3 protein-coding genes are annotated in these 6,754 nt (G+C 63.3%); 1 reads left to right on the top strand and 2 read right to left on the bottom strand.

Annotated elements, in window-relative coordinates:
* The coding region (locus EN879_RS01450; RefSeq protein ID WP_164774295.1) for an efflux RND transporter permease subunit at nt 1-2,119 on the top strand (2,119 nt) is incomplete at its 5' end.
* A 68-nt stretch (nt 2,120-2,187) separates the two neighbouring features.
* On the opposite strand, the gene EN879_RS01445 is transcribed toward EN879_RS01450, so the two are convergent.
* Both EN879_RS01445 and EN879_RS01440 read right to left on the bottom strand, forming a co-directional pair.
* Nucleotides 2,188-3,897 (bottom strand): APC family permease, encoded by a 1,710-nt coding sequence (locus EN879_RS01445; protein ID WP_024502584.1) that lies wholly within the window; start codon nt 3,895-3,897, stop codon nt 2,188-2,190.
* Between the two features lie 389 nt (nt 3,898-4,286).
* On the bottom strand, nt 4,287-6,656 hold the full coding sequence (locus EN879_RS01440) for an aminomethyltransferase family protein (RefSeq protein ID WP_063167612.1): 2,370 nt from the start codon (nt 6,654-6,656) through the stop codon (nt 4,287-4,289).
* Nucleotides 6,657-6,754 lie beyond the last annotated feature (98 nt).

Raw genomic sequence — 6,754 nt, 5'->3', positions numbered from 1 at the left:
GTTCATGCATGCGCTTGGCGAAGCGTTGCTGATCGTGCTCGTGGTCTCGTTCCTGTCGATCGGTTGGCGTTCCGGCCTGGTCATCGCCATCGCCATCCCGCTGGTGCTGGCCGCGACCTTCGCCATCATGTACGAGCTCGGCATCGACCTGCAGCGCATCTCGCTCGGCGCGCTGATCATCGCGCTCGGTCTTCTGGTCGACGACGCGATGATCGTCGTCGAGATGATGGAGCGCAAGCTGGAGGAGGGAATGGTCAAGGTCGAGGCGGCGAGCTTCGCCTATTCCTCGACCGCCTTCCCGATGCTGACCGGCACGCTGATCACCACGGCCGGCTTTATTCCGGTCGGCTTCGCGGCCTCGACCGCCGGCGAATATGTCCGCACGCTGTTTTATGTCGTCGGCATCGCGCTGATCGTCTCCTGGTTCGTCGCGGTCTATTTCACGCCATGGCTCGGCAACATGATCCTCAAGCAGCGCAAGCATGCCGGCAGCCATCACGATGTCTTCGACACGCGTTTCTACCGCCGGCTTCGTGCCACCGTCAGCTGGGCCGTGCGCCATCGCATCATCGTCCTGGTGATGACGCTGGTCACCTTCGGCACCAGCCTGTGGGCTTTCCAGTTCATTCCGCAGAACTTCTTCCCGCAATCGTCGCGGCCGGAAATCCTCGTCGACCTTTGGCTGCCGGAAGGCACCAGCATCAAGGAAGTCGAGGCGCAGGCCAAGGCGCTCGAGACCAAGATGATGGACGACAAGGACAAGCGTTACATCGCCACCTATATCGGCGAGGGCGCGCCGCGCTTCTTCCTGCCGCTCGACCAGCAGCTGAGCAACCCCAACTTTGCCCAGTTGCTCGTCATGGCCAATGACGAACCGGCTCGCGAGCGTCTGATCGTCAAGTTGCGCACCGTTCTGGCGCAAGACTTCCCGTCCATCCGTGCCAAGGTCGATCGTCTGTTCCTCGGTCCGCCGACCGGCTGGCCGGTGCAGATGCGCGTCATGGGGCCGGATCGCCAGGAGGTGCGCCGCATCGCCGACCAGGTGAAGGCGAAGTTCCGTGAAGATCCGCTGCTTGGCGCCGTGCATGATGACTGGCTGGAGCCGGTTCCGGCGATGAAGCTGGTCATCGACCAGGATCGTGCCCGCGCACTCGGCGTTACCTCGCAGCGCATCCGCCAGATGCTGCAGGCGACGATGTCCGGCGCGCCGCTCGACGACTTCCGCGACGGCGAGGAGACGGTGTCCATCGTCGCCCGCGAGCCGAATGCCAGCCGCAGCCTGCTGTCCTCGGTCGACTCGGTCTATATCCCGACCGACTTCGGCGGTTTCGTGCCGCTGTCGCAGGTGGCCAAGGTGGTGCCGGTGCTGGAGCAAGGCATCGAATGGCGCCGCGACCGCCTGCCGACCATCAGCGTGCGCGCCACCTTGCCCGACGGCGTGCAGTCCAACGACGTCGTCACCAAGATGTACAACGACATGAAGGACCTGCGTGCGGGTCTGGCGCCCGGTTACAAGATCGAAATCCAGGGCGGTGCGGAGGATTCGGCGGAAAGCCAGGCTTCGATCGCCGCCAAGGCACCGATCATGCTGGCCGTCATTGTCGTGCTTTTGATGATCCAGCTGCAGAACTTCGGCAAGGCGATGCTGGTGCTGGCGACCGGTCCGCTTGGCATTATCGGTGCTGCCGCGGCACTCCTGATCAGCGGTGCGCCGTTCGGCTTCGTCGCCATTCTCGGCGTCATCGCGCTGCTCGGCATCATCATGCGCAACTCGATCATCCTGGTCGACCAGATCGACCAGGACATCGCCGCGGGCATGGACCGCTACGAGGCCATCATCGGTTCGGCCGTTCGCCGTTTCCGGCCGATCACGCTGACGGCGCTGACGGCGGTGCTGGCGCTGATCCCGATCTCGCGCGGCGTCTTCTGGGGTCCGCTCGCCTACGCCATGATGGGCGGCATCCTGGTTGCCACGGTGCTGACCATCCTGGTCCTGCCGGCCGGTTACGCCCTGTTCTTCGGCCGGGAGCCGAAAAAGCGCGGGGCGGAGGGACGGACGGACGATCTGGAACTGAGCCAGGAAGCCGAAAAGCCGCAATTGGCGCTTGCCGCCGAATAGATCGATCACGCCAGTCGAAAAGGATCGGGCGCGCCGAAGCGCGCCCGATCCTTTTTATTTTTATGAGGTCAGATGACGAAGAACCAGTTGGCGAGCAGCATCACCACCACGCCGGCGACCAGCGTCAGATAGGGCAGCATGCCCGCCTTTTTGACCGAGAGGTCGGCCCCCGTCATGCCGAGATCGGCCAGCATGTGGTCGGGGAACTTGCCCTTGTCCTGAATGTAGTGTCGGAAGCAGAACACCGGGATGATCAGCGCTGCCGTGATCAGGCCGGCCCACAGCGCCATCGGGTTCCATACCTTGGCACCGGCGCCCATGAAGATCGCGTTGACATAGGCGAAGATCGCCCCGATCCCGAGCAGCCAGCTCGGCGCCTTCCAGGGCCGTGCGATATGGCCGTTGTCGATGCGGTGGATCCAGCCGGCGTTGAGGTTGAGGAAGTTGAAGATGATGTAACCGCAATTCGACACGGCGAGGATGAAGAAGAAGCTCGTCGCGTCGGCCGAGGCGATGGCCAGCACGATCAGGTTGAAGACGAGATCGGTCCACATTGCCCGTGTCGGCGCACCATGTTCGTTGACATGGCTGAGATAGCGCGGCAGCCAGCCGTCGACCGAGCCCTGGTAGAGCGTACGCGAAGAGCCGGCCATGGCCGTCATGATGCACAGCACCAGCGCCAGGATCATCAGCATCACCAACAGGCTGTGGACTAGCGCGCCGCCGCCGACCATGCCGGCCAGCGCGTCGGCGACCCCGGAGCCGTCGACGATCGGCGTCGCCAGCATACCGTTGAGGCCAAGCACGCCCTGGAAGGTGAACGGCACCAGGATGAACAGCAGCATGCACAGAAGGCCGGAATAGAAAATCGCCTTGAACGTGTCGGTGCCGGGGTTCTTGAACTCGGATGTGTAGCAGACGGCGGTCTCGAAGCCGTAGGTCGACCAGGCGGCGATGAACATACCACCAAGCACCAGCGTCCAGCCGGCGATGTTCCAGGCACCGGGCTCGGGCGCGTAGGCTGCGGCCAGCGGCACCAGCGGCGAAAAATTCGCCCAGTTGATCTGGCCGGTGACGATCGGCACCACGCCGACGATCAGCATCGGGACGATGACCAAGAGGCCGATATATTTCTGCACATTGGCGGTGCCGAGAATGCCGCGATGCTGGATCGCAAAGATGATCAGCATCAGCACTGCGCCGATAAAGAAGGTCGCGTTGAAGGTGAACGAGACCGGTCCCAGCGTGTGGCTGTAAAGCGTCCAGTTGCGGATTGCCGGCGTCGCCGCCGCGGTCACCGCTGTGATGGCGTCGGCGGCACTCGTCCCGGCATGCGCGGCGATATAGGCGACGACATCGGGTGAGGTTTCGGTGAACAGCGGCACTGGCGCCAGCGCGTTGAGGATGTAGGCGGCGGCGATCGAGCAGCCGAGCGACAGCACCGGCGACCAGGCGAACCAGTTGCACCAGACAGACAGCGGCGCGATGAACTTGGAATAGCGCAGCCAGGCGGTGGCGCCGTAGATCGACGCGCCGCCCGACTTGTTCGGAAACAGGCCGGCGATTTCGGCATAGGTGAAGGATTGCAGGAAGCCCATGATCATGGAGAAGATCCAGATCGCGAAGGCCAGCGTGCCGGTCGTGCCGGCAATGCCGCCGATCGAGAACAGGACCAGGGCCGGCACGCCGCTCGCCACCCAGAAGGCGCCGCGCCAGTCGATATTTCGGTGCAACTTGCCTTCGGCAAGCGGCTCCAGGACAGTCGTTATCGTGCTCATATGTCTTTGTTCCCCATTTTGATGTTCCCCGTTCGTGACGGCCGCGACTTCGCGAGGCTTCATCATCGACGCATGCTTTGGGCGGCTGTCGGTGTTTCCACTCAGTCGCATTTTTTTCTTAACAGTGAAGATTGATCCGGCGCGCTTTCAGGTCAAGCGATTTGTCGCGCCGTGCACATCACGCTTGCGAAACATGTCGGCTTCACACTGCCGCGGTGGGATTGTTCGGAAAAGGACCAAGGGTCAGGAAGCGAAAACCCGCCGGAGGCGGGTCGCGGCGCAAATCAGCACCATGGACGAATATGTAGCATAGCTGCCCTCAGCAGGTCAAGAAAAAATTCCTATCACGAACTGCAGCACGGCCTCACTGTCTTGGGAGGGAAGGGCCGTCAGGAACGCGGTTTGGTCTTTTGCGGATCGTAGTGGGCGAAGGCGACGACTCGCGCCGGCAGCCGCTTGGCATGGCCGTCGAGCTTGCCGATCTCGACCTCGGTACCGACAGCCGAATGGGTGACATCGAGCCTGGCCAGCGCGATGGTCTTGTTCAGCACCGGCGAGCGCATGCCTGACGTGACCACGCCGATCTGGGCACGGCCGACATGCACGCAATCGCCATGGCCGACGTCGACATTGGCGTCGATGTCGAGACCGACCAGCTTCGTCTGCGGGTGCTCCTTGCGGCGGATCAGCGCCTCGCGGCCGACGAAATCGTCGGTCTTGCTCTTCAGCGGCACGGTGAAGCCGATGCCGGCCTCGAACGGATCGGTCTGGTCGGAAAATTCGTATCCGGCGAAGATCAACCCGGCCTCGATGCGCACCATGTCCAGCGCCTGCAGTCCCATCGGCTTCAGCCCGTGAGGCTGGCCGGCTTCCCAGATGGCGTCGAAGACTTTTTCGGCGTCGCGCGGATGGCACCAGATCTCGTAGCCGAGCTCGCCGGTATAGCCGGTGCGCGAGACGACGACCGGAATGCCGTTGCCGCCACCAATGCGGGCGACGGCGAAGCGGAACCATTCGAGTTCGTCGATCGACGGCTGCAGCGGCGAGGTCCAGATCACCTCCCTGAGGATGTCGCGGCTCTTCGGTCCCTGCACGGCGACATTGTGCATCTGGTCGGTGGAGGAACGCACAAGGACATTGAGGCCGAGTTTTGTCGCCGTCTCGCGCAGCCACTCGCCAGACAGATCGTCGCCGCCGACCCAGCGGAAATTGTCCTTGCCCAGCCGCAGCAGGGTGCCGTCATCAATCATGCCGCCATGCTCGTAGCACATGGCCGAATAGACCACCTGGCCAACGCCAAGCTTCTTGACGTCGCGGGTCAGCGTGTATTGCAGCAGCGCTTCGGAATCCGGGCCGGTGACCTCGAACTTGCGCAGCGGCGACAGGTCCATGATCACCGCGTCTTGGCGGCAGGCCCAGTATTCGGCGATCGGCCCGTCCTTGGCGAAGGAATTGGCGAGCCAATAGCCCTTGTACTCCTGAAAGTTGCGGGTGTGCTTGGCAAAGCTCGAATGAAAAGCGGTCTCGCGGGTCATTTTCGGTTCCGAATCGGGCGTCATGCGTCTGGCGATCGCTCGCGAGAATTTGTGCTGGCCGGAATAGGTCCGCACATGGATGTCGGTCGGGTTCCAGCCATTGGCCGGCGTCGTGTCGTCGGGGCAGGCGGAGGAAACGCAAACGATGTCGGTGAGCGCCCTGAGCAGCACATAGTCGCCCGCCCGCGACCACGGCTCGTCGGACACCATGACGCCATGCGCGTCGATCGCCGTGTTGAAGAAGAAGTTGATCGCCATCCAGCCCGCGCGGGGATTGACGCCCTTGCCGGCCAGAGCGCCGTTGAAATTCTCCGAACAGTTGGTGTGTCCGGGATAGCCGATGTCGTCGTAATATTTGGCGGCGCAGGCGAGCGCGAAGGCGTCGTGCCGGCCGCATGTGTCCTGCACCACCTCGACCAGCGGCTCCATGTCCTGGTCATAGTATTTGGAATGCAGGCCGGGCATCGGGTAGCTCGCACCCATGAGCGTGCGCGTCGTCGTCACGTCGAGCGGATGATCCAGTCCCCTGTCCAGCTTGCGCGCCGAAAAGCACTGGAAATCGGTGCATTGGCGCCCGTCGACATCGATGATCTGCAGATAGTCGCCAGCCCCAACGAAATAGGCCTCCGCGGTCGCCGAATGGACGCGCAAATCGAGCACCGGGTCGGCAAGCGGATCAGCCAATACCGATTTCGCCGCCGGGCGGATCGTGGCGCGGCGAACGAAGACGGTCAGCGGTGTCGCCGTGTCATGACCATCGACCAGCATCGGCCCGCCGGGGGCGGCAATCAGCACCGCACCATCGCGTGCGACGGTGAAAGCCTGCTCGGTGCCGGCCGGTGTCGTGACGCCGAACACCCGCACCGCCCTGGCGTGGTCAAGCTGCACCTGCCGGCGGGCGAGCCCGCTCCGCAGGGATGCGAGACTGTCGTCGCCCTCTATGAGCAGCGCTTTGATGCCGGCAGCGTTGCTGTTCGATGCTTCACCAAAAATGCCGGGATCGGTCGCGCCGGTCCTGTCCCAGGCCAGAAGTTCGCAGGCCTGGCCGCCTTCGACATTGCGCACGGTGATCGCGTCGCCGGCCTCGATGTCGATCAGCACCGCGCCGTTGCCCTGGATCGTATAACGCTCCATGCCCGGCGGCAGCGCGATCTGGCCCGGCCTCAGGATGAGGCTAGGCTTGGGCGGTCCGGCAGCAATTGCGGGGTAGGGCGACTGGCTCATCTCAGCCTTGCGGTTCGAGAAACAAGTTTGCCTGTGCGTGAAATTATTTTAGCAGCAAGAATAGCAGTGCGGTTGGGTTTGGCAAGGCGGAGGTGGCG

It is taken from the genome of Mesorhizobium sp. M7A.F.Ca.AU.002.02.1.1 (genome assembly GCF_003998535.1).
Lineage (GTDB): Bacteria > Pseudomonadota > Alphaproteobacteria > Rhizobiales > Rhizobiaceae > Mesorhizobium > Mesorhizobium ciceri.
The sequence above is the reverse complement of the archived record's forward strand: the minus strand, read 5'-3'. Positions and strand labels throughout refer to the sequence as shown.

Coding starts and splice junctions, on each gene's coding strand:
- EN879_RS01445 (WP_024502584.1), bottom strand. CDS start 3,897: ATGAGCACGATAACGACTGTCCTGGAGCCGCTTGCCGAAGGCAAGTTG.
- EN879_RS01440 (WP_063167612.1), bottom strand. CDS start 6,656: ATGAGCCAGTCGCCCTACCCCGCAATTGCTGCCGGACCGCCCAAGCCT.